Here is a 22,092-nt window from a genome sequence, read left to right as displayed (position 1 = left end):
TCTTCTTCGACATCCGACATCGGTCCGTCGCGCTACTGAAACCCATTAGGTACGACTTATTCAAGAGCCTGAGACGTAAACGTCATACTTTTTGTTCCCGGGTCCCTCGGCTCCGACCGGTGGCCCACCCGTAGGCTTTGCCCATGACCACAGAAGGCCGAGGGCTTCACACACAGGTGCTCGACACCCTCGGCCTGGCGATCACCGCGGGCGCGTACCCCGCGGGGAGCGTCCTGCGCACCGACGAGGTCGCCCAGCGTTTCGACGTCTCACGCACCGTCGTCCGGGAGGTGGTCCGGGTCCTGGAGTCCATGCACCTCGTGGAGTCACGGCGCCGCGTCGGCGTGACCGTACGGCCCACCGAGGAGTGGAACGTCTACGACCCGCGCGTCATCCGCTGGCGCCTCGCCGGCGCCGACCGGCCGCGCCAGCTGCGCTCCCTGACCGTGCTGCGCTCCGCGATCGAACCGGTCGCGGCCTCCCTCGCCGCGGTCAACGCCACCCCGGAGCAGTGTGCCGCCCTCACCCAGGAGGCCATCGGCATGGTCGCCACCTCCCGGGGCCACCAGCTGGAGGGCTACCTCGAGCACGACATCGCCTTCCACCGGATCGTGCTCAACGCCTCGGGCAACGAGATGTTCGCCCGGCTCGGCGACGTCGTCGCGGAGGTCCTCGCGGGCCGGACCCACCACCACGTGATGTTCGACGACCCGGACCCGGCGGCCGTGACGCTCCATGTGCAGCTCGCCGAAGCCGTTCGCGAAGGCGATGCGGCCCGCGCGGAGAGGCTCACCAGGGAGATCGCCGCCGGCGCCCTGGAAGAGCTGGATGTCCTCGCCCCCTGAACCGCATGGCATCCTTGCTTCACATTGGCGAAACCTCTGAAATACCTCAGATCTATGTCTGAGTGAGGTTGACCACTGCCAAAATCCCAGGGTTGCCCTGACTATGAGCCATCAGGCTCTCTGGGCACCCACGCCGTGCCGCGGCACACCGCACAGAGCCGCCGGCGCACAAGGCCGGGTACCGCACACCCCCTCACGAAGGCGAACAACCTCAATGAGTGACCGCACCCTGGCTGCGGCCGACACGCCTGTCGCCGCCGCGACGGGCGCCCCCCACGTAGACGCCGGTGACGCCGGGTACCGCAAGGACCTCAAGTCACGTCACATCAACATGATCGCCATCGGCGGCGCCATCGGTACGGGGCTCTTCCTCGGCGCCGGCGGCCGCATGGCCAACGCCGGTCCGTCCCTCTTCATCGCGTACGCGGTGTGTGGCGTCTTCGCTTTCTTCGTCGTCCGCGCGCTCGGCGAGCTGGTGCTCTACCGGCCCTCCTCCGGCGCCTTCGTCTCCTACGCCCGTGAGTTCATGGGCGAGAAGGGCGCCTACACGGCCGGCTGGCTGTACTTCCTCAACTGGTCGACCACCGCGATCGCCGACATCACCGCCGCCGCGACCTACGCCCACTTCTGGGCGATGTTCAGCGACATCCCGCAGTGGGTCCTCGCCCTGATCGCCCTCGCCGTCGTCCTCACCGCGAACCTGATCTCGGTGAAGTACTTCGGCGAGATGGAGTTCTGGTTCGCGATCATCAAGGTCGCCGCGCTCGTCGTGTTCATGCTCGTCGGCATCTTCCTCGTCGTGACCTCGCACGACATCGGCGGCCACACCCCGGGCCTCGCCACCATCTCCGACAACGGCGGCATCTTCCCGAGCGGCGTCATGCCCATGCTGCTGCTGATCCAGGGTGTCGTCTTCGCGTACGCCTCCGTCGAGCTGTGCGGCGTCGCCGCGGGCGAGACCGAGAACCCCGAGAAGATCATGCCCAAGGCGATCAACTCGATCATGTGGCGTGTCGGTCTCTTCTACGTCGGCTCGGTCGTGCTGCTCGCCCTGCTGCTGCCGTACACCGCGTACTCCGGCGACGAGAGCCCCTTCGTCACCGTCTTCGACAAGCTCGGCATCCCGGGCGCGGCCGGCGTCATGAACCTCGTCGTCCTCACCGCGGCCCTGTCCAGCCTGAACTCCGGCCTGTACTCGACCGGCCGCATTCTGCGCTCGATGTCGATGTCGGGCTCAGCGCCGAAGTTCACCGGCGTGATGAACAAGGGCGGCGTGCCCTACGGCGGCATCCTGCTCACCGCCGCCTTCGGTGTCCTCGGTGTCGGCCTGAACTACGTCATGCCGGGCGAGGCCTTCGAGCTCGTGCTGAACTTCGCCTCGATCGGCATCATCGGCACCTGGGCGATGATCATGGTCTGCTCGCTGCTGTTCTGGCACCGCTCCAAGGACGGCCGGGTCACCCGCCCCGGTTACCAGCTGCCCTGGGCCCCCTACACCCAGCTCGTCACGCTGTTCTTCCTCGCCTCCGTCCTCGTCCTGATGTGGATGGACGGCGGCATCGGCCGCACCACCGTCAACTGCCTGCCGCTGATCGCGGCCGCGCTGGTCGGCGGCTGGTACGTCGTCCGCAAGCGCGTCGGCCGCATCACGGCCGAGCGCGAGGACGTCCGCGCCTGATCGCAGCGAAGGCCGGGCCCCCGCGGGACATCCCGCGGGGCCCGGCCTTCGCCGTCTGCCGGTGCCGGCCGTACGTCCACCGTGGTGACCGGCGGTCCCGCGGCCCGGCGTGATGCGCCCGGTCGGGGCCTGATCCGCCGCCCGCGCCGCGGATACAGGCGCGTCCGCACCCCGGTCGGCCGCCGCGCGAGCTCGTCCTCCCGGCGGACATGGGCCACGGCCGGCCGGCGCACCCGCGGGCGGCATCGCCGGACGCCACGCGCCTGACGGAAATCGCCCTCTCCCGCGGCATCGTCGGCATACCGTTCGAGCCATCGCGGCGCGCGCCGTGACAGACCACGAGGAAGGGCAGGTCCTGCGATGCCCCAGCAGGTGCAAGGTGTGATCGCACCCGGGAGGAACGAGCCGGTGCGGGTCGAGACGATCACCGTCCCCGACCCCGGGCCGGGCGAAGCGGTCGTGCAGGTGCAGGCGTGCGGCGTCTGCCACACCGACCTGCACTACAAGCAGGGCGGGATCAACGACGAGTTCCCGTTCCTGCTGGGCCACGAGGCGGCCGGAGTCGTGGAGTCCGTCGGCGACGGCGTGACCGACGTCGCGCCGGGCGACTTCGTGATCCTCAACTGGCGCGCCGTCTGCGGACGGTGTCGCGCCTGCCGGCGCGGCAGGCCCTGGTACTGCTTCGACACGCACAACGCCCAGCAGCGGATGACGCTCACCGCCTCCGGCACCGAACTGTCACCCGCCCTGGGCATCGGTGCCTTCGCCGAGAAGACCCTCGTCGCCGCGGGCCAGTGCACCAAGGTCGCCCCCGCGGTCTCCCCGGCCGTCGCCGGACTGCTCGGCTGCGGGGTCATGGCGGGCATCGGCGCCGCCGTCAACACGGGCGGGGTCGGCCGCGGGGACACGGTCGCCGTCATCGGCTGCGGCGGCGTCGGCGACGCGGCCGTCGTCGGCGCGCACCTCGCCGGAGCGGCGAAGATCATCGCGGTCGACATCGACGACCGCAAGCTGGAGACCGCCCGTTCCATGGGCGCCACCCACACCGTCAACTCCCGCTCCGCGGACCCCGTCGAGGCGATCCGCGAACTCACCGGCGGCTTCGGCGCGGACGTCGTCATCGAGGCCGTCGGCCGCCCGGAGACGTACCGGCAGGCCTTCTACGCCCGCGATCTCGCCGGCACGGTCGTCCTCGTCGGCGTGCCCACCCCCGACATGAAACTCGAACTGCCCCTGCTCGACGTCTTCGGCCGTGGCGGAGCCCTCAAGTCGTCGTGGTACGGGGACTGCCTGCCTTCCCGCGACTTCCCGATGCTCATCGACCTCCACCAGCAGGGCCGCATCGACCTCGGCGCGTTCGTGACGGAGACCATCGGCATCGGCGATGTCGAGGCGGCCTTCGCCCGGATGCACGAGGGCGACGTCCTGCGCTCGGTCGTCCTCCTGTGATCACCGCTGATCGCCACTGATCACCACGCCGCCAGCCGCAGCCGGCTCTCGAAACGGCACGCCTCACCCGTCACCGGATCCGTGAACTCCAGGGCACGGGCCAGGAGCTGCAGCGGCCGGGTGTAGTCCTCGGGCCCCGGCTCCCGTACCTCGGGATAGACCGGGTCGTACAGGATCGGCAGCCCCAGGGCGTTCATGTGCACGCGCAGCTGGTGCGTTCGGCCGGTGGCCGGCAGCAGCCGGTACCGGCCGAGCACGCCGCGTGCCTCCAGCAGCTCGATCCGGCTCTCGCTGTTCGGCTCGCCCGGCGTCTCCCGGGCGGCGATCACGCCGCGCTCCTTCTCGATCCGGCTGCGTACGGTACGGGGCAGGGCCACCGACGGGTCGTGCGGCGCGATCGCCTCATACTCCTTGCGCACCCGCCGGTCCCGGAACAGCGTCTGGTAGGCGCCCCGGTCCCCGGGCCGTACGACGAAGAGCACCAGCCCCGCGGTCAGCCGGTCCAGCCGGTGCGCGGGTTGCAGTTCCGGCAGCCCCAGATCGCGGCGCAGCCGCGCCAGCGCGGTCTCGGTGATGTGGCTGCCGCGCGGAACGGTGGCGAGGAAGTGCGGCTTGTCGGCGATCACCAGGCGTTCGTCGCGGTGCACGATGCCCACCTCGAAGGGCACCCGCTCCTCGGCGGCGAAATCCCGGTGGAAGAACAGATACCGCCCCGCCTCGTACGGCTCACCGGCCGTGACCGGGCCGTCCGCCGAGACGATACGGCCCTCGTCGAGCATGGCGTCGACCTGCTCGGTCCCGATGGCGTTCGCGTACCGCTCCACGAGATGGTCCCGCACGGTGGCCCACAGGCCGTCCGGATCGGCGGGCAGCCGCAGCCGCACCGGGTCGATGCCGTCGCGCTGGGGGAGCGGCGACAGCGGGGCCCTGTTTCTGCGTCTCACGACGAGACTGTATGCCCACCGCGCCCAAGTCCCCGCCTCAGTGCTCCATTCCACCGCCGAGGTACATCACCGCTACGCCGATCATGACGAGCGCGACCCCGATCAGCGTCGCGGGCCTGACGGGTTCGTCGAAGAGCCAGACGCCGCCGAGGAACGCCCCGACCGTCCCGACCCCCGACCACACCGCGTACACGGGACCGACATTCAGGGTCTTGAGCGCCTGCGCCAGCATCACGAACGCCGCGCCGTATCCGACGACCACCAGCACGCTCGGACCCGGTCTGTTCAGCCCGTGCGAGGCGCGCAGCGCCAGAGTGGCCGTCACCTCGGAGACGATCGCTCCCGCGACCAGCAGGAAACCCATCAGCACCTCCCCGGAGACACGAAGATCCCCACGGCACGCCGTGGGGATCTCACTGGTGTCCGAGGGGGGACTTGAACCCCCACGCCCGATAAAGGGCACTAGCACCTCAAGCTAGCGCGTCTGCCATTCCGCCACCCGGACAAGGTGTCTGTCTCGCGGCCCTGGGCCGTTCCGACGTGGAAAACCATAGCAAACATTCGGCCCCCCTCGATCACACCCCCGGGTCCGTGAACGCCCCGTGACGTCCGGAGGCCGCCCTTGGGCAATGACCGGCATGGCGGGAGGATGAGGGCTGACCACCAGCAGCGACAGTGGGAGGAATCAGCGTGAGCGAGTCGAACACGGCCCGGGGCGTCTCGGGTGAGGACGAGGTCGTCGATCTCTGTCGTGAGCTGATCCGGATCGACACCAGCAACTACGGCGACCACTCGGGCCCCGGCGAGCGCGCCGCGGCCGAGTACGTCGCCGAGAAGCTCGCCGAGGTGGGGCTGGAGCCGCAGATCTTCGAGTCGCACAAGGGCAGGGCCTCCACCGTGGCCCGCATCGAGGGCGAGGACCCGTCCCGGCCCGCGCTGCTCATCCACGGCCACACCGACGTCGTCCCGGCGAACGCAGCCGACTGGACGCACCACCCGTTCTCGGGCGAGATCGCGGACGGCTGCGTCTGGGGCCGCGGCGCGGTGGACATGAAGGACATGGACGCGATGACGCTGGCGGTCGTACGCGACAGGCTGCGCAGCGGTCGCAAGCCGCCGCGCGACGTCGTGCTGGCGTTCCTCGCCGACGAGGAGGCCGGCGGCACCTACGGCGCCCGCCACCTGGTCGACAACCACCCCGACCTCTTCGAGGGCGTCACCGAGGCGATCGGCGAGGTCGGCGGCTTCTCCTTCACCGTGAACGAGAACCTGCGCCTCTACCTGGTCGAGACGGCGCAGAAGGGCATGCACTGGATGCGCCTGACCGTCGACGGCACGGCGGGCCACGGCTCGATGACCAACAACGACAACGCCATCACCGAGCTGTGCGAGGCCGTCGGCCGCCTCGGCCGCCACCAGTGGCCGGTCAGGATGACCAAGACCGTCCGCTCCTTCCTCGACGAGCTGTCCGACGCGCTCGGCACCCCGCTCGACCCCGAGGACATGGACGCCACGCTCGCCAAGCTCGGCGGCATCGCCAAGATGATCGGCGCGACCCTGCGCAACTCCGCCGCCCCCACCATGCTCGGCGCCGGCTACAAGGTGAACGTCATCCCCGGCCAGGCGACCGCGCACGTCGACGGGCGCTTCCTGCCGGGCTACGAGGAGGAGTTCCTCGCGGACCTGGACCGGCTGCTCGGCCCCCGGGTCAGGCGCGAGGACGTCCACGGCGACAAGGCGCTGGAGACCAGCTTCGACGGGGCACTCGTGGACGCCATGCAGGTGGCGCTCAAGGCCGAGGACCCGATCGCCCGGGCCGTGCCGTACATGCTCTCCGGCGGGACGGACGCCAAGTCCTTCGACGACCTCGGTATCCGCTGCTTCGGCTTCGCGCCGCTGAAGCTGCCCCCGGAGCTGGACTTCGCGGGCATGTTCCATGGCGTGGACGAGCGGGTCCCGGTGGACGGCCTGAAGTTCGGCGTCCGCGTGCTCGACCGATTCCTGGACCAGTGCTGACACACCACTGCCGGCCGAAAGGGCGCGGAAGTGAGGGAACGACGCTCTCATAATCGCCCGAATGTGCGGCGGTGACCGGAAAGAGTGAATGGAGGTTTCGACTCGTAGCCCCCATGCGCCCTCCTCGTTACAGGTGATGCGGTCCGCGGCTGGGGCCGTATTGCCAACAAGGAGGAATAATGATCAAGAAGGTCGTCGCTGCTGCGGCTGCCACTGGCGGTCTGGTGCTCGCAGGCGCGGGCGTGGCCATGGCCGACTCCGGTGCCCAGGGTGCTGCCGCGCAGTCCCCCGGCGTGCTCTCGGGCAACGCTGTCCAGGTGCCGCTCCACGTGCCGGTGAACCTGTGCGGCAACACGGTCGACGCCATCGGGCTGCTGAACCCCGCCTTCGCCAACGAATGCGCCAACCTCTGAGCGCTGTGACTCGACCCGGGAGGGCCCGGGTTTGATTCCGGGCGGCTCGGGAGTGCGTGCCCGCACTCCGGAGCCGCCCGGGTTCTTCCAGCTCCGGGAAGCACACCGGGGCATTCTGACAGCTGCTGGAAGGCAGGAAACATATGCGACAGGTCACGCGCAAAGGTCTGATCTCCGTAGCGGCCGCGAGTGGTGTACTCGCGCTCGGCGGGGGTTACGCACAGGCGGATTCGGTGGCGACCGGCGGAGCGTCGAATTCGCCCGGCGTACTGTCCGGGAATTCACTCCAGGCGCCGGTGCACGTTCCGGTGAACGTCTGCGGGAACACCGTGGACGTCATCGGACTTCTCAACCCCGCCGTGGGCAACATGTGCGCCAACGTGTCCGGCGGCGACTCCGGTGCGGGCAGCCAGGCCGGCAGCTCGCACGCGAGCGGCACAGCGAGCGACTCACCGGGCATCCTCTCGGGCAACCAGGTACAGGCGCCGGTCGCCGCGCCCGTCAACGTGTGCGGGAACAGCGTCACGATCATCGGCGCTCTCAACCCGTCGTCCGGGAACTGCGGGAACGGCTCCGAGGGCTCCACGCCCGCCGAGCCCGGTAACCCGCAGACTCCGGAGGAGCCGGGTAACCCGCAGACTCCGGAGGAGCCGGGTAACCCGCAGACTCCGGAGCAGCCGGGTAACCCGCAGACTCCGGAGCAGCCGGGTAACCCGCAGACTCCGGAGCAGCCGGGTAACCCGCAGACTCCGGAGCAGCCGGGCACCCCCCAGACGCCCGAGACGCCGGCGACCCCCAACACGCCGTCGAACCCGCAGGAGCCGAACACCCCCGGTGCGCGGGCTGTCACGGGCGCCCAGCTGGCCGAGACCGGTATGGACGCGCTCGACGTGCTCGCCCCGGCCGGTGTCGGACTGCTGCTCGCGGGCGCGGTCCTCTACCGGCGGGCCCGCGCGTCGGCCTGATCGGTCCGGCTGAGGCGGTACACGAAGGAGCGGGCCCGCAGGCCCGCTCCTTACGTCTGCGCCCGGCTCGTGTCTGCGCTCGTGGATCGGGCCCGGACCGTTGCCGGTGCGCTCACCAGGTGGCGCGCACCTGTCGGATGATCCGCCGGCGCAGCCGCACACGGCGGCTGCCGTCCCGGTGCAGGGTCAGTCGGTCCAACTCCCAGTGTCCGTACTCGGCATGGTCGGTCAGCAGACGGGTCGCCTCCTTGCGGGAGACCCCGCGAGGGACGTACACGTCGACGAATTCGTATTCCGGCATCGCATCTATTGTGCGGGCAGCGACCCGGTACGGATAGCGTCTGCACTATGTCTGATGCTGCGCAGCCCACCGCTGCCGAGGTACGTGCCGCCGCCGAGGCGGTCAAAGCCGCACTGGACCGTCACCTCGCGGCGGTCGAGAACCGCACGGGTGAGGACGACCCGGACGTCTACGACGCCTTCAACGCGCTCGCCGCGGCGGCGGAGGCCTACGACGAGAGGCTCTACGACCGCTACGACGAGGTGACACCCTTCGAGATTCCCGGCGCCGACGACTCGCTGCCGCCGTACGCGGGTCCCGAGGAGCCGAACGCCCTCACCGTGCTGATCCGCCGCGACTACGCGGTGGCGGAGCCGCAGCGGCTGCTCGCCCAGGCACAGCGCATCGCCGATCTCGATCCGGACGCGGCGGACCGGCCCGCGAACGCGCCGGTCGTCGGCGCGAGCGTGCACGCGGCGCTCGGTGTGCTCTTCGGGGAGTACGAACCGGACGAAATCGCATCGCGGCACAAGGAGTTCGGCTTGGAGGAGGGGGACTCCACGCTCTGGGTGGCCGCCGCGGACGAGCTGCCCGAACCGGGGGAGTGGCTGAACCTCCCGTTCGACCAGGCGGACCCCGAGCGGGTCGTCTGCCGCTTCGACGTCAGCTCGGTCTTCGACGAGGAGGACCTGGCGGAGGATCTCGACCAGGAGGAGTGACGGCAGTCTCGGTGCCGGGCGCCTCTCGACGCTGTCCGGCCCGATGCCATGCCCTTGCCCCTGCGGCTCCGGCACGCTGCCGCGGCCCGGGACGACGCGATGCCGTCGTCCCGGGCCGCGGCCGTGCTAGGACTCGGGCGTGGCCGCCAGCAGGCCCTCCAGCAGCGAGCGCAGCCGGGTCGTACGCTCCGCGCCCGGCACCTCCGCCACGGCGCGGGCGAGGGCCTGGTCGACGCCGTGCACGACGGACAGATGACGCTCGGCGCGGCCGAACGCGGTGTACACCCACGGCCTGCTCAGCATCTGCGCCGCGTCCCCGGGCAGGACCACGACCACGGCCGGCCAGCGCATGCCCGCCGCCTGGTGCGCCGTGAGCGCCCAGCCGTGGCGGACCTCCGACTCGACCCGCTCCTTGGGGACGAGCGTCCTGGTCCCCTCGCAGTCCAGACGCAGTCCCTCCGCGTCCGCCGAGACCACGGTGCCGGTCAGCGTCCGGCCGGGCGCCTGGGCGTGGGCGACACGGTCACCCGGGTCGAACCCGCCGAACCGGCCGGGGCCCGGGTTCAGCCGCTGCTTGAGGGCCGCGTTGAGCGCGCGGGTGCCCGCCGGGCCGCCGTGGCCGACGGTGATCACCTGCGTACGGTCGGCCGGGACGCCGATGGCCCGCGGCACCGAGTCGACGACGAGCTGCACCGTGCGGTGGATGGCCTCCCCGGCGTCCCGCACCGGCACGATCACGATCTCCTTCTCCGGCGCCGGCACCTGGTTGAGCTCCCCGACGCCGATGCCGGACACCAGCTCGCCGAGCGGGCCCGGGTCGGGCGTGCGCGAGGCGATCTGCGGGCACACGCGCGCGGCGATGAGGTCGCCGAACACGCGGCCCGCTCCGGCCGACCCGAGCACGCCGGGGTCGCCGCTCAGCACCAGGCGGCTGCCGTCGGGCATCGACTCGACGAGCATCGCTGCGGTCTCCACGTCCAGCTGCGGCGCGTCGAGGACGACCAGGACGTCGAGCGCGAGCGCGCCGTCCTCGTCCCGGCCCGGTCCGGCCGCGCCCGAGAGCAGCGCCGCGACCGTGACGGCTCCGGCCTCGGAACCGAGCCTGCGGCTGCCGTTCTCCCCGTGCGTGGCCACGACGGTGCGCAGGCCGAACTCACGGGCCCTCGCCGCGAGGGCGACCGGCTCGGCGCGGGCGGCCTCGCCGCCGGTGTGCACGACGAGCCCGTGCGCGCCCGCGGCCCGGACCAGCTCGGGGCCCTCCCAGTCGTCGGACGGACCGGTCCTGACCAGCCGGGCGAGCCCGTCGGCCAGGCTCTCCTCGGCCATGGCGTAACGGTCGAGTCCCAGCAGCACGGTCACCGGCTCGGTGTCCTGCTCGTCCTCCACGCCCTCCTGAAAGACGAGGACGGCACCGTCGGCGACGGCTTGCTGGACGGCCTCGTCCGGATCGGGCACCTTGCGCTCGGCGAGTGCGGCGCGCACGGCGGAGGCGTCCTGGGCGGTGTGCCCCTGGAGCGCCGCCCGCTCCAGCAGCCAGGCCACGAGCGCCGAGACGCGCCGCTCGTCACCGGGTCCGCACGCTTCGCCGAGCAGCGCCCGAGCGAAGCCGTCCGCCTGCTCCGGCCCGACGCCGGGCACGGACAGCAGCTGCCAGGGGTCGTCGGCGAGCAGGTCCGCGGCGGATTCGCCGAGGGTCTCGGCGACCCGGACGGCCAGCGCCTCGGGCGCGCCGCCCCGCACGAGCACGGCCCGGACGGCGGCCAGGGTCTCGGGCGTGACCTCCGGCGCCCGCGCCGGTGCCCGGACGGGCGCGGAGGGCGCGGGTGCGGGCACCGGCGCTGGGCGCCGGGGCACGGGCGGCGCCGCGTCGAAGAACCCCGTCCCGGCGGCGTCGCCGCTCTCCACGGCCCGTACGGCGGCGAGCAGATCGGCGGCCTTCCCGCTGAGCTTGGCCCCGCTGTCGATGGGCCCGCCTCGCTCGGCCTTCCGCTTCTCGATCCGCGCCCGCAGTTCCCGCTGCGCGGCAATCTCCGCCTCGGCCTCGTCCTTGCCCTCGGCGACATCGCCCGGAGGCGCGGCCTCGGGCCCATCGGCGTCGCCGCCCGTGGCAGTTGCCGCGCCCGCGGCCGACCCCTCCGCCGGGCCAGGGGCGTCGTCTTCAGCGTCTGAGTCACCGGTGCCGTGGCCGCCGTCCGCGGGGCTCGAGCCGTCGTCCCCGTCGGCCGCCGCTGTGCCCGGCCCCCCCGCGGCCCGGCGAGTGTCGTCCTCATCGGCGCCGCTGTCGGCGGCTGCGTCTCCCACGTCGTGACCGCCGCCCGCCGGGTTGGGGGCATCGGCCCCGTCGCCGCCCGTCCCGGTCGCCGGGCTGGAGGCCGACTCGTCCGCCGCGCCGTGGGCACCGCCTTGGGCTGCTGCATCGCCCGCCAGGGGCGCGGCCTCGGGCCCATCGGCGTCCCCGCCCGTGACGGCTGCCGCGTCTGCGGCCGACCCCTTTGCCGGGCTCTGGGCGTCGTCCCCGTCGCCCGCTGTGTCCGGCCCGCCCGCCGGGCCCCGCCCGGCCGCGGGACCGCGGGCATCGGACCCGTCCGCCGGGCCGGCGGCCTGCGGGCCCGCGTCGGCCGAGCCACCCTGGGGCTGCGCCCCCGTGGCCGCCGGGCCAGGGCCCTGCGGCCCGGCCGCGGCGGTTGCCGGAGCAGGGGGCTGCGGGTCCGCCGTGGCGGGCGCGGTGGGGGCGGGGCCGGGGGGTCGCCCCGGGTTGGGCGCGGTCACAGCGTGCTCCAGTCCTGGTCGGGATAGCGGTGCACGGGCGCCGACACGTCGTCCAGCGCCTGGCAGATCTCGTCAGGAAGACTAAGCGCCTCCACCGACAACGCCGCCGTGAGCTGCTGCGCGTTGCGCGCGCCCACGATCGGGGCCACCACGCCGGGCCGGTCCCGCACCCACGCCAGCGCCACTTCCAGCGGCGTCGCCGCCAGACCGTCCGCCGCCGTCGCCACCGCGTCCACGATCCGGCTCGCCGCCTCGTCGAGATAAGGCTCCACGAAGGGCGCCATGTGCTCCGACGCCCCCCGCGAGTCGGCGGGCGTGGCCGTCCGGTACTTGCCGGTCAGCACACCGCGCCCCAGCGGTGACGACGGCAGCAGCCCCACGCCCAGGTCCAGCGCGGCGGGCAGCACCTCCCGCTCCACCCCTCGCTGCAGCAGCGAGTACTCCATCTGCGTGCTCGCCAGCCGCGTCCGCACCCCCGGTGCCGCCATCTGCCAGGTCGCGGCCTTCGCCAGCTGCCAGCCGCAGAAATTGGAGACCCCCGCATACAGGGCCCGGCCGCTCGCGACGGCGATGTCCACAGCCTGGAGCGTCTCGTCCAGCGGTGTGACGGGGTCGAAGGCGTGGATCTGCCACAGGTCCACGTAATCCGTCCCGAGCCGCTCCAGCGACGCGTCGAGCGCGGCGAGCAGATGCCCGCGCGACCCGTCGAAGCGCCGGTCCGGATCGGGCACGCTGCCCGCCTTCGTCGCTATGACCAGGTCCCGCCGCGGCACGAGCCGCTCCACGATCCGGCCCAGCAGATACTCGGCATCCCCGCCGCCGTAGACGTCGGCCGTGTCGACGAGCGTCCCGCCCGCCTCCCAGAAGGCCTTCAACAGGTCGGCGGCATCGTGCTCGTCGGTGTCCCGGCCCCAGGTGAGGGTGCCGAGTCCGATACGGGACACGCGCAGGCCGGTGCGGCCGAGATGCCTCTGCTCCATGGGCGCTGAGATTACTGGCCAGGGGCCGACGCCGAGAGAGCCTGTGGACAACCTCCCCTGCCGTATCCCGGGCGCCCGCGCTAGAGTCCCCTGAACAGGGACGTTACTGATCAGTAAGAGGGAGCGGTTATGCGGCTGGGCATCAACCTCGGTTACTGGGGTGCGGGAATGGACGGCGACAACCTCGCCGTCGCGCAGGAGGCCGACAGGCTCGGCTACGACGTCTGCTGGGCCGCGGAGGCGTACGGCTCCGACGCGCCCACCGTGCTCAGCTGGGTCGCCGCCCAGACCGAGCGCATCGACGTCGGTTCCGCGATCCTCCAGATCCCGGCCCGCCAGCCCGCCATGACGGCGATGACCGCCGCCACCCTCGACTCGCTCTCCGGCGGCCGCTTCCGCCTCGGCCTCGGCGTCTCCGGCCCCCAGGTCTCGGAGGGCTGGTACGGCGTCAAGTTCGACAAGCCGCTCGCCCGCACCCGCGAGTACGTCGAGATCGTCCGCAAGGCGATGACCCGCGAGCGTCTGACGTACGAGGGCGAGCACTGGACGCTGCCGCTCCCCGGCGGTCCGGGCAAGCCGATCAAGCTCACCGTCCACCCGCAGCGCGAGCACATCCCCCTCTACATCGCCGCGATCGGCCCGAAGAACCTGGAGCAGACCGGTGAGATCGCCGACGGCGCCCTGCTGATCTTCCCCTCCGCCGACCACCTGGAGGAGACCGCCGTCACGTACCTGCGCGCGGGCCGGGAGAAGGCCGGCAAGACGATGGACGGCTTCGACGTCTGCCCCACCCTGCCGCTGGCCGTCGGTGACGACGTCACCGGTCTCGCCGACATGTTCCGCCCGTACACCGCGCTGTACGTCGGCGGCATGGGCAGCCGCAAGCAGAACTTCTACAACCAGCTCGCCCAGCGCATGGGATACGAGAAGGAGGCCGCCGAAATCCAGGACAAGTACCTGTCCGGCGACAAGGCGGGCGCGGCCGCGGCGGTGCCGCACCAGCTGATCGACCAGACGGCGCTGCTCGGTTCCGTGGAGCGGATCGCCGACCGGATGACGGCCTACGCCGCCGCCGGGGTCACCACCCTGACCCTCTCCCCGGCCGGTTTCACGCTCGACGAGCGCATCGCCGCGCTGCGCGCCGGCACCGAGGCCCTGGAACTCGCCGGCGTTGCCTGACGAGGAGTCTGCGGCCGTGGTGGGGGCTCGGGGGTCTTCCCCGCCACGGCCGTCACGCGGTACAACGCGCGACCGGCGCGGCGGTTACTGCCGCGGCGCCGCGCGCCATCGCCCGTTCGGACGAGTCGGTCCCGCCACCTGTTGCCGCGTTCGGCCGCCCGCATTTGACTCGTTCTCTGCGGATGCCTTCACGGAGGTGGCAGAGATGCTCTCGGCCCGAAGCATTTTTCAGGAGATCGTCGACAGCGACGACACCTACCAGTTGTTCTGCTCCATCGCGGCCAGCGGCGAGACGCAGGGCGGCTGGGAGAACGCGCGCATCGCGGCCCTGGTCCCGGAGAGCATGCGCCGTCTTGCACCGAAGATCACCCGCCACGGCGCGGACGAGGACAAGCACGGCCGCATCTTCAACGCGCTGCTCAGGAAGCGGGGACTGGACCCCGTCCCCGTACCGCCCGAGACCGACTACACGATGCTGCTGGAGAAGCGGGGCATCGGGCTCGCACACGACAAACTGCGCCGCGACGAGCCGCTCACCGAAGAGGACATCGTCGTCTACCTCGCGCACAGCCGTGTCACCGAGCAGCGCGCCGCCGACCAGATGGTCATGCTCGTCAAGTACTTCGGCGACCACCCGGAGGTCGGCAGGGCCATCATGATGATCTCCGCAGACGAGAACAACCATCTGTCCTACTGCCACGAGGAGTTGCTCCGCCTCGCCGCGGCGGCGCACGGCCGCAGGATCCAGCAGGTGCTGCGGGAGAGCTCGCTCAACGAGATCGCGGTCTACCGCGACGTCAGCCTGGCCGTGATGGGCCACATGGGCCGGCTGCTGCGCTGGCCGAAGGCCAAGTCGGCGGCGCTCGCCGCGGGCATCCACGGGATGTACGCGTACGAGCGGCTCGGCGGCTGGCGGCGCATGGTCTCCCTCGCGATGCCGGAGCGGCGCGGAGCGCTCGACGGGCCGCCCACCCCCGCGCCCGCCGTCTGACCGGTCCCGGCGCCGGACCTACAGCCAGCCCCGGTGCTTGAACAGCCGGTGCAGGCCGACGACCGCGCCCGCCATCAGCAGCAGGACCGCCGGATACGCCCACACCCAGTGCAGCTCCGGCATGTGGGTGAAGTTCATCCCGTAGACACCGGCGACCATCGTCGGGACCGCGGCCATCGCGGCCCAGGCCGAGATCTTGCGCATGTCGTCGTTCTGCCGCACGCCCATCTGCGCGAGATGGGCGGACAGGATGTCCGACAGCAGCCGATCCAGCCCCTCCACCTGCTCGTTCGCCCGGGTCAGATGGTCACTGACATCCCGGAAGAACGGCTGCGAGTGCTCGTCGACGAACGGCACGCCGGCCCCCGCGAGCCGCGTCATCGGCGCCGCCAGCGGCCCCGCCGCCCGGCGGAACTCCAGCACCTGGCGCTTGAAGGTGTAGATCCGCGCCGCCGTGTTCCTGGCGTCCTTGCCGCCCGGGGCGAAGACCTCCGCCTCCATCTCCTCCAGGTCCAGTTGCAACTCGGCGGCCACGTCTATGTAGTGGTCGACGACCGCGTCGCTGATCGCGTAGAGCACCGCGGTCGGCCCGTGCCGCAGCACCATGGGCTCGGCCTCCAGCCGTTCGCGCACGGCGCGCAGCGGAGCGCCCTCGCCGTGGCGGACCGTCACCACGAATGAGTCCCCTATGAAGACCATCAGTTCGCCGGTGCTGACCGCATCGCTCTCGGGCTCGTAGACCACAGGCTTCAGCACCACGAACAGCGAGTCGTCGTACACCTCCAGCTTCGGCCGCTGATGCGCCTTGAGCGCGTCCTCCACCGCCAGCGGGTGCAGGCCGAACTCCTCGGAGACGTGGTCGAACTCCTTCTCCGTCGGTTCGTGCAGGCCGATCCACAAGAAGGCGTCCCCCGCGGCCCGCGCCTCGTCCAGGGCGTCGGAGAAGTCCGACGGGCCGTCGGTGCGGCGTCCGTCGCGGTAGATGGCGCAATCCACGATCATCCGAGCATTTTCTCCAGGTCGACGGCCGCACAGAAGGAGGCCGAGCTTGCGTCACAGTCTCACTTCTCCGGAGACGATTCTGTCCGGTGGTCCGTCGTCGAACCACGCGGTAGCCGGATACCCACCGCACCGGGGCTGACACGGCCCGCCCACGCAGGGGGCTTCGTCACGCTCAGGGGATGCCTCCTGCCCGATCACCCGGCACACCCCGGCATGCGGGACGGACCGCCGTAGGCTTGCGGCCATGGCCACGCTCATCCTCGTACGGCACGGACGTTCCACCGCCAACACCGCCGGTGTGCTCGCCGGCCGGACGCCCGGCGTCCACCTCGACGAACGCGGGGCCGCCCAGGCCGCCGGCCTGCCCGCCCGCCTCGCCGGGGTACCCCTCGCCGCCGTCGTCTCCAGCCCGCTGGAGCGCTGCCGCGAGACCCTGCAGCCGCTGCTCGACGCGCGGCCCGGGCTGACCCTGGAGACCGACGATCGGATCGGCGAGTGCGACTACGGCGACTGGTCGGGCCGCAAACTCGGCGAACTCGCCGACGAGCCGCTGATGGAGGTCGTGCAGCAGCATCCGTCCGCCGCCGCCTTCCCCGGCGGCGAGTCGATGCGCGCCATGCAGGCCCGCGCCGTCGACGCCGTCCGCGACTGGAACGCGCGCGTCGAGCAGGAGCACGGCGACGGCGCCGTCTATGCGATGTGCTCGCACGGGGACATCATCAAGTCCCTGGTCGCCGACGCCCTCGGCATGCATCTCGACCTCTTCCAGCGCATCCACGTAGAGCCCTGCTCGGTCACCGCGATCCGCTACAGCCGCACCCGCCCCTTCCTGCTGCGCCTCGGCGACACAGGGGACTTCAACTCTCTCGTGCCGCGCGTGAGCGGTGAGGAGGAGAGGAGCGAGGAGAGCGGACGTGCCGTCGTCGGAGGCGGCGCGGGCGCACCGTGATCGCGTCGCGCAGTAGGGTGGACGGGCCGAAAGACCGATCCGAAGACCGATCCCAAGGGAGACAGGACGTGTCCCGTCAGGTGTTCCTCTACGACCCGCCGGAGCGTTTCGTGGCCGGCACGGTCGGGTTGCCTGGACGCCGTACGTTCTTCCTGCAGGCTTCCGCCGCAGGGCGCGTCACCAGCGTCGCTCTGGAGAAGACCCAGGTCGCCGCGCTCGCCGAGCGGATCGACGAACTCCTGGACGAGGTGGTGCGCCGCACCGGGGGCAACGCGCCCGTGCCGGCCATGGCGCCCGCGGACGTCGCCGACACCGCGCCGCTCGACAATCCGGTCGAGGAGGAGTTCCGCGTCGGCACGATGGCGTTGGCGTGGGACGGCGAGGAACAGCGCATGATCGTCGAGGCCCAGGCGCTCGTCGAGCTCGACGCGGACTCCGAGGAGGATCTCGCGGAGGCCGAGGAGCGGCTGCTGCAGGACGAGGAGAACGGCCCCCCGATGCTGCGCGTCCGGCTCACCGGCGCCCAGGCCAGGGCGTTCGCCAAGCGTGCGCTGGACGTGGTGAACGCCGGCCGGCCGCCGTGCCCGCTGTGCAGCCTGCCGCTCGATCCGGAAGGACACGTATGCCCGCGCCAGAACGGATACCGACGGGGCGCGTGAGCACGGTCGACGTGCTCACCCTCCTGGCGAAGGGCGAGATCACCGTGCGCGGACGGCTCCGTGAGGCGTCCAACGCGGTGCTCTACTGCTCCGTGGCCTACGAGGGCGACGAGGCCCACTGCGTCTACAAGCCGATCGCCGGCGAGCGTCCGCTGTGGGACTTCCCCGACGGCACGCTCGCCCAGCGCGAGGTGGCGGCGTACGAGCTCTCGGAAGCCACAGGCTGGGGACTCGTGCCGCCCACTGTGCTGCGGGACGGCCCCTACGGGCAGGGCATGGTCCAGCTGTGGATCGAGGCCGACCCGGAGGCCGCGCTGCTCGCGCTCGTCGAGGACGAGGAGCCGGGCGAGGGCTGGAAGGCGGTCGGCTTCGCCGACGTCGGCGAGGGGCGCACGGCCCTGCTCGTCCACGCCGACGACGAGCGGCTGCGCCGCCTGGCCGTGCTCGACGCGGTGATCAACAACGGTGACCGCAAGGGCGGCCACCTGCTGCCCACGGTCGACGGGGCCCTGTACGCGATCGACCACGGGGTGACGTTCAACACCGAGGACAAGCTGCGCACCCTGCTGTGGGGCTGGGCGGGGGAGCCGCTGCCCGCCGAGGCGACCGAGACGCTCACGTCGGTGGCCGCCGCGCTCACGGACGGGGCGCCGCTCGCCACCCGTCTGGCCGAATTGCTCACCGCCGCCGAGGTCGCCGCCGTACGGGCCCGTGTGGCGGCGCTGCTGGCCTCGGGGGCCCATCCCGTTCCGTCGGGCGAGTGGCCTGCGATTCCCTGGCCGCCGGTGTAGCGGGTCGCTCAGGCACAGTTCCCAGCTGATCGCAAGAGTGCCCAACCGGCCAAGAGCAGTGATCCGGTTCGTATGCGGAACATGCGTCCGGTTAGGCTCGAGGCATGCATGCCTGGCCCGCTTCTGAGGTCCCCGCCCTGCCCGGCAAGGGCCGCGACCTCCGGATCCACGACACCGCGACCGACGGTCCGGTGACCCTCGACCCCGGTCCCGTCGCCCGTATCTACGTCTGCGGCATCACGCCGTACGACGCGACCCACATGGGTCACGCGGCGACCTACAACGCGTTCGACCTCGTGCAGCGCGTGTGGCTCGACACCAAGCGGCAGGTTCACTACGTCCAGAACGTGACGGACGTGGACGATCCGCTGCTCGAGCGCGCGATCCGCGACGGGCATGACTGGACCGAGCTCGCCGAGCGTGAAACGGCCCTGTTCCGGGAGGACATGACCGCCCTGAGGATGCTGCCCCCGCAGCACTACATCGGCGCCGTCGAGGCGATACCGGGCATCGTTCCCCTCGTGGAACGGCTCCGGGACGCGGGCGCCGCGTACGAGCTCGAGGGCGACGTCTACTTCTCCGTGGAGGCGGACCCGCACTTCGGCGAGGTCTCCCGGCTCGAGGCCGAGGCGATGCGGCTGCTGTCCGCGGAGCGCGGCGGCGACCCGGAGCGCCCCGGCAAGAAGAACCCCCTCGACCCGATGCTGTGGATGGCCGCCCGTGAGGGGGAGCCCAGCTGGGACGGCGGCAGCCTCGGCCGCGGCCGGCCGGGCTGGCACATCGAGTGCGTCGCCATCGCCCTCGATCACCTCGGCATGGGATTCGACGTGCAGGGCGGCGGCTCCGACCTGGCCTTCCCGCACCACGAGATGGGCGCGTCGCACGCCCAGGTGCTCACCGGCGAGCACCCCTTCGCCAAGGCGTACGTGCACGCGGGCATGGTCGCCCTCGACGGCGAGAAGATGTCCAAGTCCAAGGGCAACCTGGTCTTCGTCTCCAAGCTGCGCCGTGACGGCGTGGACCCCGCCGCGATCCGCCTTTCCCTGCTGTCCCACCACTACCGGGCCGACTGGGAGTGGACGGACACGGTGCTGAGCGACGCGGTCGAGCGGCTCGGGCGCTGGCGCGCGGCCGTCTCCCGGCCCGACGGCCCGTCCGCGGACAGCCTGGTGGGGGAGATCCGAGAGGCGCTCGCGAACGACCTCGACGCCCCCGCGGCGCTCGCCGCGGTCGACCGCTGGGCCGCACTGCAGCAGTCCGAGGGCGGCACGGACGAGGGCGCTCCGGGGCTGGTGTCCCGCGCGGTCGACGCTCTGCTGGGCGTGGCGCTCTAGGGACGGATCCGGTCGTGCGGGCGGGCGGTCGCCCGGCACGCGTGCGGTTGCCCTGCTGCGACCCTCGCCGCTCAGTCGCCGGCCTCAAGACCGACCACCGTTGCGAGCGCCGGCTCTGTCCGAGCCGCGGATCCGGCTTCGACGTGCCGCCGACGCCCGACACCGAGGACGATGTGGTCGCCCTCGACCAGGGGTGAGCGGCCGTACGCACGGCGGGGTGGTGCCGACTTCCGGCACCACCCCGCTCGCCGTGACTCCCGGACCCCTCAGTCCTCCGACGACCCGTTCGCCTCGCCGCCGTCGTCCTCGCGGTCCGGCTCCCGCTCGGCGCCCGGTTCGCCACCCGGCTCCGCCGCATCCGGTTCCGGCCGGGGCGGCGCGGGCGGACGGGTGCGCCCGCTGGAGGTGTCGCGCAGGTACGAGCTGCCCTCGCCGCCGTCGGTCGCGTGGCCGCCGTGCCCGCCGTCACGCCGCCGCAGGTAGCGCTCGAACTCCCGGGCGATGGCCTCGCCGGACGCCTCGGGCAGCTCGGCGGTGTCCCGCGCCTCCTCCAGCGTCTGTACGTACTCGGCCACTTCCGTGTCCTCGGCGGCCAGTTGGTCCACCCCCAGCTGCCAGGCCCGTGCGTCCTCGGGCAGTTCGCCGAGGGGGATGCGCAGGCCGATCAGGTCCTCCAGGCGGTTCAGCAGCGCCAGGGTGGCCTTGGGGTTGGGCGGCTGGGACACGTAGTGCGGGACCGCGGCCCACAGGCTCACCGCGGGGACCCCGGCGTGGGTGCACGCCTCCTGGAGGATGCCGACGATGCCGGTCGGCCCCTCGTACCGCGTCTCCTCCAGGTCCATCGTCCGCGCGAGATCCGGGTCGGAGGTGATGCCGCTGACCGGCACCGGCCGCGTGTGCGGGGTGTCGCCGAGCAGCGCCCCCAGGATCACGACCATCTCGACGCCCAGCTCGTGGGCGAAGCCCAGGATCTCGTTGCAGAACGAACGCCAGCGCATGGACGGCTCGATGCCGCGGACCAGGACCAGGTCGCGCGGCTTGTCACCGCCGACGCGCACCACGGAGAGCCGGGTGGTGGGCCAGGTGATCTTCCGTACACCGCCGTCCAGCCACACCGTGGGCCGGTTGACCTGGAAGTCGTAGTAGTCCTCGGCGTCGAGCGCCGCGAACACCTCGCCCTTCCATTCCCGGTCCAGGTGAGCGACCGCGGTGGAGGCGGCGTCACCGGCGTCGTTCCAGCCTTCGAACGCGGCCACCATGACCGGGTCGATCAGCTCGGGTACTCCCTCGAGCTCGATCACCCAGGCCTCCTTCCGAAGTTCCCTTTATTACGTCCCAACCTTACGGCTTACCGGGTGCCCCGCCGCAGCCCCCTTGCACGCCCGGGTGAACTTCCCAGGGCCGGGCAGATGTCGGGGCGCGGGGACGACGAGACGCTCATTCATCCGAGCTGTGGGTGGATTTTCCGTCCGAACCCGGGACTGGCGCGTCCATGCGGCGCTATACATCGGATGTTCGCCAGAGAGATCCGATGTTCTGCTCACCTGGGGTTCGTGCATGAGTCAGACCGTCACGGAGTTCGAGGTCCACGACGTCCGGTTCCCCATCTCGGAACAGCTCGACGGCTCCGACGCCATGAACCCGGACCCCGACTACTTCGCGGCCTACGTCGTGATGCGCCTCGGCGACGGAAGCGAAGGCCACGGATTCTGCTTCACCATCGGACGCGGCAACGAAGTCGTCGCCGCCGCCATGGAGGCGCTGCGGCCTATGTGGTCGGCCGCCCCGCACCCTTCACCGCCGCCGGACTCGCCGTGCTGCACACCGGCCCCACCCACGACTCCCAACTGCGCTGGCTCGGCCTGGAGAAGGGTGTGATGCACATGGCGGCGGGCGCGGTCGCCAACGCCGCCTGGGACCTCGCCGCCACCCACGCCGGGCTCCCCGTACGGGAGTTCCTCGCGTCCATGACGCCCGAGGAACTCGTCGGCCTGGTCGACTTCCGCTACCCGACCGACGTCCTCACCCGCGACGAGGCACTCGCCATCCTGCGCGCCGCCGAGCCGGGCAGGGCCGAGCGCGCCGCGCTGCTGCGGGAGCGTGGCGCCCGCGTCGCCGTCCTGGACCGC

20 protein-coding genes, 1 tRNA gene and 1 pseudogene are annotated in these 22,092 nt (G+C 71.8%); 14 read left to right on the top strand and 8 right to left on the bottom strand.

Going from position 1 to position 22,092, the window contains the following annotated elements; genetic code table 11:
* The first annotated feature begins 143 nt into the window (after positions 1–143).
* From ACWD0A_RS16625 to ACWD0A_RS16615, 3 genes are all read left to right on the top strand, one after another.
* Complete coding sequence (locus tag ACWD0A_RS16625) at positions 144–845, top strand: FadR/GntR family transcriptional regulator (RefSeq protein WP_451298643.1); 702 nt, start codon at positions 144–146, stop codon at positions 843–845.
* Between the two features lie 214 nt (positions 846–1,059).
* Positions 1,060–2,523 carry an amino acid permease gene (locus ACWD0A_RS16620; protein ID WP_451298641.1) on the top strand — a complete coding sequence of 488 codons (1,464 nt, stop codon included), beginning with the start codon at positions 1,060–1,062 and terminating at the stop codon, positions 2,521–2,523.
* 360 nt (positions 2,524–2,883) lie between these two features.
* On the top strand, positions 2,884–3,972 hold the full coding sequence (locus tag ACWD0A_RS16615; protein ID WP_451298639.1) for an S-(hydroxymethyl)mycothiol dehydrogenase: 1,089 nt from the start codon (positions 2,884–2,886) through the stop codon (positions 3,970–3,972).
* A 20-nt stretch (positions 3,973–3,992) separates the two neighbouring features.
* Here ACWD0A_RS16615 and ACWD0A_RS16610 read toward each other — a convergent pair whose 3' ends face one another.
* From ACWD0A_RS16610 to ACWD0A_RS16600, 3 genes are all read right to left on the bottom strand, one after another.
* On the bottom strand, positions 3,993–4,916 hold the full coding sequence (locus ACWD0A_RS16610; RefSeq protein ID WP_451298637.1) for a pseudouridine synthase: 924 nt from the start codon (positions 4,914–4,916) through the stop codon (positions 3,993–3,995).
* Between the two features lie 37 nt (positions 4,917–4,953).
* A complete protein-coding gene (locus ACWD0A_RS16605; protein WP_451298635.1) occupies positions 4,954–5,280 on the bottom strand; it encodes a DMT family transporter in 327 nt (108 codons plus the stop codon).
* A gap of 53 nt (positions 5,281–5,333) precedes the next feature.
* Positions 5,334–5,421: transfer RNA gene (locus tag ACWD0A_RS16600), tRNA-Leu, on the bottom strand.
* A gap of 185 nt (positions 5,422–5,606) precedes the next feature.
* Here ACWD0A_RS16600 and ACWD0A_RS16595 point away from each other — a divergent pair.
* From ACWD0A_RS16595 to ACWD0A_RS16585, 3 genes are all read left to right on the top strand, one after another.
* Positions 5,607–6,932 (top strand): M20/M25/M40 family metallo-hydrolase, encoded by a 1,326-nt coding sequence (locus ACWD0A_RS16595; protein WP_451298633.1) that lies wholly within the window; start codon positions 5,607–5,609, stop codon positions 6,930–6,932.
* Between the two features lie 179 nt (positions 6,933–7,111).
* Positions 7,112–7,345, top strand: coding sequence for a chaplin (locus ACWD0A_RS16590; RefSeq protein WP_451298631.1), 234 nt, complete (start codon positions 7,112–7,114; stop codon positions 7,343–7,345).
* A 143-nt stretch (positions 7,346–7,488) separates the two neighbouring features.
* Positions 7,489–8,310: a chaplin family protein gene (locus ACWD0A_RS16585; RefSeq protein WP_451298629.1), complete on the top strand. Its 822-nt coding sequence runs from the start codon at positions 7,489–7,491 to the stop codon at positions 8,308–8,310.
* A 112-nt stretch (positions 8,311–8,422) separates the two neighbouring features.
* Here ACWD0A_RS16585 and ACWD0A_RS16580 read toward each other — a convergent pair whose 3' ends face one another.
* Positions 8,423–8,611: a DUF5703 family protein gene (locus tag ACWD0A_RS16580; protein ID WP_100106356.1), complete on the bottom strand. Its 189-nt coding sequence runs from the start codon at positions 8,609–8,611 to the stop codon at positions 8,423–8,425.
* Positions 8,612–8,658: 47 nt separating this feature from the next.
* On the opposite strand from ACWD0A_RS16580, the gene ACWD0A_RS16575 reads away from it, so the two are divergent.
* Positions 8,659–9,309: a hypothetical protein gene (locus ACWD0A_RS16575; RefSeq protein ID WP_451298627.1), complete on the top strand. Its 651-nt coding sequence runs from the start codon at positions 8,659–8,661 to the stop codon at positions 9,307–9,309.
* Positions 9,310–9,435: 126 nt separating this feature from the next.
* Here ACWD0A_RS16575 and ACWD0A_RS16570 read toward each other — a convergent pair whose 3' ends face one another.
* Complete coding sequence (locus ACWD0A_RS16570) at positions 9,436–11,736, bottom strand: helix-hairpin-helix domain-containing protein (RefSeq protein WP_451298665.1); 2,301 nt, start codon at positions 11,734–11,736, stop codon at positions 9,436–9,438.
* Positions 11,737–12,074: 338 nt separating this feature from the next.
* The gene (locus tag ACWD0A_RS16565; protein WP_451298625.1) at positions 12,075–13,058 is read right to left on the bottom strand and encodes an aldo/keto reductase; all 984 of its coding nucleotides are present in this window, start codon (positions 13,056–13,058) and stop codon (positions 12,075–12,077) included.
* A 129-nt stretch (positions 13,059–13,187) separates the two neighbouring features.
* Here ACWD0A_RS16565 and ACWD0A_RS16560 point away from each other — a divergent pair, with 129 nt between their 5' ends.
* The gene (locus ACWD0A_RS16560; RefSeq protein WP_451298623.1) at positions 13,188–14,237 is read left to right on the top strand and encodes an LLM class F420-dependent oxidoreductase; all 1,050 of its coding nucleotides are present in this window, start codon (positions 13,188–13,190) and stop codon (positions 14,235–14,237) included.
* Positions 14,238–14,442: 205 nt separating this feature from the next.
* Positions 14,443–15,228 (top strand): ferritin-like domain-containing protein, encoded by a 786-nt coding sequence (locus ACWD0A_RS16555; RefSeq protein WP_451298621.1) that lies wholly within the window; start codon positions 14,443–14,445, stop codon positions 15,226–15,228.
* Positions 15,229–15,246: 18 nt separating this feature from the next.
* On the opposite strand, the gene corA is transcribed toward ACWD0A_RS16555, so the two are convergent.
* Complete coding sequence (gene corA / locus ACWD0A_RS16550; RefSeq protein WP_451298619.1) at positions 15,247–16,230, bottom strand: magnesium/cobalt transporter CorA; 984 nt, start codon at positions 16,228–16,230, stop codon at positions 15,247–15,249.
* Between the two features lie 244 nt (positions 16,231–16,474).
* On the opposite strand from corA, the gene ACWD0A_RS16545 reads away from it, so the two are divergent.
* The 4 genes from ACWD0A_RS16545 to mshC all read left to right on the top strand — a co-directional run bounded on the left by ACWD0A_RS16545 (position 16,475) and on the right by mshC (position 19,963).
* Complete coding sequence (locus ACWD0A_RS16545; protein ID WP_451298617.1) at positions 16,475–17,179, top strand: histidine phosphatase family protein; 705 nt, start codon at positions 16,475–16,477, stop codon at positions 17,177–17,179.
* A 68-nt stretch (positions 17,180–17,247) separates the two neighbouring features.
* Positions 17,248–17,838: a DUF3090 domain-containing protein gene (locus ACWD0A_RS16540; RefSeq protein ID WP_256524417.1), complete on the top strand. Its 591-nt coding sequence runs from the start codon at positions 17,248–17,250 to the stop codon at positions 17,836–17,838.
* Complete coding sequence (locus ACWD0A_RS16535; RefSeq protein ID WP_451298615.1) at positions 17,802–18,629, top strand: SCO1664 family protein; 828 nt, start codon at positions 17,802–17,804, stop codon at positions 18,627–18,629. The genes ACWD0A_RS16540 and ACWD0A_RS16535 overlap by 37 nt, the downstream gene beginning before the upstream one ends.
* Positions 18,630–18,733: 104 nt before the next feature.
* Positions 18,734–19,963, top strand: coding sequence for a cysteine--1-D-myo-inosityl 2-amino-2-deoxy-alpha-D-glucopyranoside ligase (gene mshC, locus ACWD0A_RS16530; protein ID WP_451298613.1), 1,230 nt, complete (start codon positions 18,734–18,736; stop codon positions 19,961–19,963).
* Positions 19,964–20,229: 266 nt separating this feature from the next.
* Here the strand turns inward: mshC and ACWD0A_RS16525 are convergent, their stop codons facing one another.
* Entirely contained in the window at positions 20,230–21,264 is a 1,035-nt protein-coding gene (locus ACWD0A_RS16525) for a PAC2 family protein (RefSeq protein WP_451298611.1), read from the bottom strand.
* A gap of 256 nt (positions 21,265–21,520) precedes the next feature.
* On the opposite strand from ACWD0A_RS16525, the pseudogene ACWD0A_RS16520 reads away from it, so the two are divergent.
* Positions 21,521–22,068, top strand: a pseudogene (locus tag ACWD0A_RS16520) (fuconate dehydratase); the annotation flags it as partial.
* Positions 22,069–22,092 lie beyond the last annotated feature (24 nt).

Source organism: Streptomyces sp. NPDC002867, assembly GCF_053591895.1.
The sequence above is the reverse complement of the archived record's forward strand: the minus strand, read 5'-3'. Positions and strand labels throughout refer to the sequence as shown.

Bases quoted from the DNA above. Each gene is read 5' to 3' on its own strand.
- ACWD0A_RS16535 (WP_451298615.1), top strand. From the start codon at position 17,802: ATGCCCGCGCCAGAACGGATACCGACGGGGCGCGTGAGCACGGTCGAC.
- ACWD0A_RS16625 (WP_451298643.1), top strand. From the start codon at position 144: ATGACCACAGAAGGCCGAGGGCTTCACACACAGGTGCTCGACACCCTC.
- ACWD0A_RS16560 (WP_451298623.1), top strand. From the start codon at position 13,188: ATGCGGCTGGGCATCAACCTCGGTTACTGGGGTGCGGGAATGGACGGC.
- ACWD0A_RS16615 (WP_451298639.1), top strand. From the start codon at position 2,884: ATGCCCCAGCAGGTGCAAGGTGTGATCGCACCCGGGAGGAACGAGCCG.
- ACWD0A_RS16620 (WP_451298641.1), top strand. From the start codon at position 1,060: ATGAGTGACCGCACCCTGGCTGCGGCCGACACGCCTGTCGCCGCCGCG.
- ACWD0A_RS16565 (WP_451298625.1), bottom strand. From the start codon at position 13,058: ATGGAGCAGAGGCATCTCGGCCGCACCGGCCTGCGCGTGTCCCGTATC.
- corA (WP_451298619.1), bottom strand. From the start codon at position 16,230: ATGATCGTGGATTGCGCCATCTACCGCGACGGACGCCGCACCGACGGC.
- ACWD0A_RS16605 (WP_451298635.1), bottom strand. From the start codon at position 5,280: ATGGGTTTCCTGCTGGTCGCGGGAGCGATCGTCTCCGAGGTGACGGCC.
- ACWD0A_RS16545 (WP_451298617.1), top strand. From the start codon at position 16,475: ATGGCCACGCTCATCCTCGTACGGCACGGACGTTCCACCGCCAACACC.
- ACWD0A_RS16555 (WP_451298621.1), top strand. From the start codon at position 14,443: ATGCTCTCGGCCCGAAGCATTTTTCAGGAGATCGTCGACAGCGACGAC.
- ACWD0A_RS16590 (WP_451298631.1), top strand. From the start codon at position 7,112: ATGATCAAGAAGGTCGTCGCTGCTGCGGCTGCCACTGGCGGTCTGGTG.
- ACWD0A_RS16585 (WP_451298629.1), top strand. From the start codon at position 7,489: ATGCGACAGGTCACGCGCAAAGGTCTGATCTCCGTAGCGGCCGCGAGT.
- ACWD0A_RS16580 (WP_100106356.1), bottom strand. From the start codon at position 8,611: ATGCCGGAATACGAATTCGTCGACGTGTACGTCCCTCGCGGGGTCTCC.
- ACWD0A_RS16575 (WP_451298627.1), top strand. From the start codon at position 8,659: ATGTCTGATGCTGCGCAGCCCACCGCTGCCGAGGTACGTGCCGCCGCC.
- mshC (WP_451298613.1), top strand. From the start codon at position 18,734: ATGCATGCCTGGCCCGCTTCTGAGGTCCCCGCCCTGCCCGGCAAGGGC.